Raw genomic sequence first — 3,974 nt, 5'->3', positions numbered from 1 at the left:
GCCCACGGGTCACGCCGCCAGCCGCTGATTATCACGATCACGACGGCGGGAGACGATCAATCGAAGCTGTGGATTGAAGTTGACACGCTGTCCTGTCGCGTGCTGGACGGCTACAAGCTGGACAACCCGCCGGGCGATCACCGCTTTTGCTTCATCGCTCGACTGGACGAAAAACGCCCTTGTGACTGCGGAGCAATCAAGGGATGCCCCAAGTGCGAGGGCACGGGCGAGATCCCCGAGGATGACCCGTTTGACGAAAAGAATTGGGCCAAGGCGAACCCGAACTATCCGGTGACGCCAAAGCGGGAGTTCATGCAGGAACAGGCGGACGATGCACAGTTGTCGCCGGCTGGGTTGCACGTCTTCAAACGCTATCACTGCAACGTCTTGGTTTCGTCGCTGGAAAAGGCAATCCATGACGAAACTTGGCGAGCGGCACAGGGCGAGTTTTCGGACTGGTCTGACGCAGACGCGATCTGCGGCGCGTGGGACATGGGCGGGCAAGATGACTTGGCGGCGTTGGGTTTCTGTGCTCGCTTCGACACGGGTGAGGATGAGATCGACACCAAGACCGGCGAACCGACTGGCCGGCCGCTCTATCGGTATGAGGTCGATAGCGTCGGGTTTATCAACACCTCCGCCGAGCGTGATCTATCAAAGGAACCGTGGGCCGATTGGGTCGATCAGAAGCTGTTGCGTGTGTCGTCGATGGAAATCAACGAGATGCGTCAAGAAGTGATCCGCGAGTACCAGGACAACCAGATTCGATCGTGGGCGTATGACCCGGCAAACTCGCGAGACTTCGCGCAGTCGCTGGAACCCGAGGGCATCGAGACGGTGAAGTTTTTCCAAAACGCCGGCATGTGGACCGAGCCGATCACCAAGTTCTTGGCCGACCTGAAACTGGGGCGGGTTCGCCACGAAGGCAACGGGCTGTTGACGTGGGCGGCGGGGAACATGGTGCTGGTTAATGGCAAACGATCGGCAGGTTATTTCTGCATTCCAGACAAGGCCAACAGCCCCGACAAAATCGACCCGATCGTCGCGGTGATCATGGCGTATCGGCTGGCGTCGATTGCTCCGCCGCGATCCAAAGGCAGCCTGTTCATCACGTAGGGATTGAGAAATGAGTTACACAAGCAGTCTGTCTAATCCGGTTCAATGGCTGGTCGATTGGTTCCGCGGCGGTGATGCAGCCAGCGGGGTCAAGGTCACACTCGATACCGTGCTGGGTGATCCGTCCGTCTACAGCGCGGTGCGGAAGATCGCTGAGCACATTGCATTGATGCCGCTGGAATTGAAGGCGATCAAGGGGCGAGAGAGCAACGCGGCGGTAAACGATCCGCTGTACGACATCGTTTGCAAATCGCCCAACGAGATGCAGACGGCATTCATGTTCCGCTCGACGTTGATGCTGCACGCCATGTTGGCCGGCAACGGTCGTGCGGCGATCGTGCGGGACGCAATGGGGATGCCGGTGGAACTGATCCCGTTACTTCCCAGCCAGACGATTACGTGCCTGGAAGAGGGCAAGAAGTGGCACGCAGTCACTCCGCAGCATGAAGACCAGATCACGAACTATGTGGACCATTTCAACGATCGAAACAAAAACTCCATCGTTGCGATTCCTGACAAGGACGTGCTGCACTTCATGGGGTTGAGCTACAGCGGATTCGTCGGGATGAGCGTGGTCGATGTGCTCAAGGACGCATTTGGGCTTGGCATCGGGGCACAGAAGGCGGTCAGTTCATCGTTTCGCAGCCCCAAGCCGGGCGTGTTGATTCATGCTCCGCAGGGAATGTTCCGCGACGACTCGCAAGCCAAGCAGTTCATGGCGGATTTCAACGAGTTTCACACGGGCGTGGACAACACGAACAAAGCCGCACTGTTGCGGGATGGGATGACGACGAGCGTTCTGCCGATCAACGCATCTGATGCACAGTGGATCGAGCAACGACGATTCCACCGGCAAGACGTGGCGTCAATCTTTGGTCTCGAATCGTTCATCGGTGACGGCGAGCCAAGCCCCTACAAGTCGGTGAGCGAGCGAAACACGGCGTACATGACGAACTGTCTGCTGCCGTGGATGGTCAAGATCGAACAGGAGTGGTCGAAAAAACTGATCATGCCGATCCGACGTAAGCGGATGTTTTTTGAGTTCAATCAACAGTCGCTTTTGCGGATGGACTTCCCCACGTCGATCACGTCGCTGAGTGGTGCAATTACGTCTCGCATCATGTCGCCCAACGAGGCCCGCGAACGGCTGCGGATGAATCCCTACGACGGCGGCGACGAGTTCTTCAATCCCGCGATCACCCCCGGCGGATCGGAGGAAGAGAGCGAACCGCAGGATGAGACGGACGACGAGAGCGAGCCAAAGGCAACGGCGATCGAGGATCGCAGTCGCGGGACGATCAGGGCCTATGTGTCGCACTTGATCGGAATCGAGCGGCAGCGGGTCGAAGCGGCAGCAGGCAAAGAGAAAAACTTTCTCGACTGGCTCGATCGGTGGTACGGCGACTGGCAAAACACAATCGCGAAAGCACTGGCGAAGCTGGGCGTAGAAGAGGCAATCGCGGCGGATCACTGCAAGCAGTCCCGCCGGGCGCTGCTTGACCTGGCCGGCGAGATCACGGACGTAGAAGCATGGCCGGCGGCTGTCGCCGATCTGGTAGGCGGGTGGGATTCACGCGCCGACGAAATGGTTGATCAAATCACGGGAGTTGCAAATGTTGACGCATGACAAAGTAAGCGGGCAAGTTCGAATTGACGGCGACATCGGCAGCTATTTCGATGGCGGCACGGGATCGCGGGACTTCGCGGCAATGCTCGGCGAGATGGACGGCAAAGACTTGTCGATCACGATCAAAAGCGATGGCGGCGACGTGTTCGAAGGGCTGAGCATCTATAACCAGCTAAAGAGCTATCCCGGCAAAGTGTCGATCGTCATCGATGCCCTGGCCGCGTCAATCGCCAGCGTCATCGTCATGGCGGCGGACGAGTTGTCAATTCACGAGGGGTCGATGCTGATGATCCATAACCCCTGGACCGTGGCGGCGGGAGATGCCAAGGAGTTCCGGGGGGTCGCGGACGTGCTGGACCTGATCGGCGAGCAGATCGCCGGCATCTACGCCAAGCGAAGCGGACGCGATGCGGATGAGTTCCTGGCAATCATGGAGCGAGACACCTACATCCCGGCATCCGAGGCGATGGCACTGGGTCTAGTTGATTCAGTGATCGGCGACGAGTCAAAACCGGAGAAACCAAAGGCAGTCGCAACCGCGGCGGGATTCGTTGCCAACGCGAAGCGACGACTACGGGCTCGCGTCTAAAAAATTCCACTTGCAATTTTGTTGCACCTGCAATAGGATTGCACATTGACACAACCGACATTGTGATTTCACGCAACTAGTTAGCGGCGTGGCTCACTGCTCGGACGTTTTCGTTTGTCCTTTCAAACAAAGACGCCGAGCGGCAAGCCCCGCCGCTTTTTTCGTGCGCTCCTTGCCGCCGGCAGGAGACACCAAAGATGATCAAGTTGCTGAATAGCAAGGAGATCCGCGAGGAAATCGCGGAGAAGCAGGCCGAGGCGGACGCCATTATCGCGGTTGCCGAAGGCGAAAGTCGGGAATTGACCAAGGATGAAGCCGCCGCATTTGACGCGATCGCTGGTCGCGGAAAAGAAGGCGAGCCGAACTACCTCGCGGGCGAAATCTCGGAGCTGAAAGTGCAATTGGCGCGGGCCGAGCGGCGAGAAGAAATCGCCGCCGAGCAACGTCAGGCACGCAAAATCCAAGAGCGTTTCGAAAACGGCGAACTGTCCACCGGTGAGCAGGAAAGCAAGAAGATTGTTGTTCCGGCTCGCGCCAAGGCGCACGGGCGATTGAAGGCGTTCGACAACGAGAAAGACGCTTACATCGCGGGCAACGCGATCCTCGCTGGCATTTACGGCAACGAAGCGGCGACCAAGTTTT

General features: G+C 58.2%; 4 protein-coding genes. All 4 read left to right on the top strand.

From position 1 onward, the window contains the following. Positions 1 to 1,116, top strand: a 1,116-nt coding sequence (locus ABX749_RS24855) for a terminase TerL endonuclease subunit (RefSeq protein WP_372898364.1), incomplete at its 5' end; no start/stop codon positions are given. Between the two features lie 10 nt (positions 1,117 to 1,126). Beyond that, a complete protein-coding gene (locus ABX749_RS24850) occupies positions 1,127 to 2,743 on the top strand; it encodes a phage portal protein (protein WP_372898363.1) in 1,617 nt (538 codons plus the stop codon). Continuing rightward, the gene (locus tag ABX749_RS24845; protein WP_372898362.1) at positions 2,730 to 3,332 is read left to right on the top strand and encodes a head maturation protease, ClpP-related; all 603 of its coding nucleotides are present in this window, start codon (positions 2,730 to 2,732) and stop codon (positions 3,330 to 3,332) included. The genes ABX749_RS24850 and ABX749_RS24845 overlap by 14 nt, the downstream gene beginning before the upstream one ends. Before the next feature lie 197 nt (positions 3,333 to 3,529). Continuing rightward, on the top strand, positions 3,530 to 3,974 hold a 445-nt coding region (locus tag ABX749_RS24840), incomplete at its 3' end, for a hypothetical protein (RefSeq protein ID WP_372898361.1).

The organism is Stieleria sp., assembly GCF_041595215.1.
Taxonomy (GTDB): domain Bacteria; phylum Planctomycetota; class Planctomycetia; order Pirellulales; family Pirellulaceae; genus Stieleria; species Stieleria magnilauensis.
The sequence above is the reverse complement of the archived record's forward strand: the minus strand, read 5'-3'. Positions and strand labels throughout refer to the sequence as shown.

Bases quoted from the DNA above. Each gene is read 5' to 3' on its own strand.
- ABX749_RS24850 (WP_372898363.1), top strand. From the start codon at position 1,127: ATGAGTTACACAAGCAGTCTGTCTAATCCGGTTCAATGGCTGGTCGAT.
- ABX749_RS24845 (WP_372898362.1), top strand. From the start codon at position 2,730: ATGTTGACGCATGACAAAGTAAGCGGGCAAGTTCGAATTGACGGCGAC.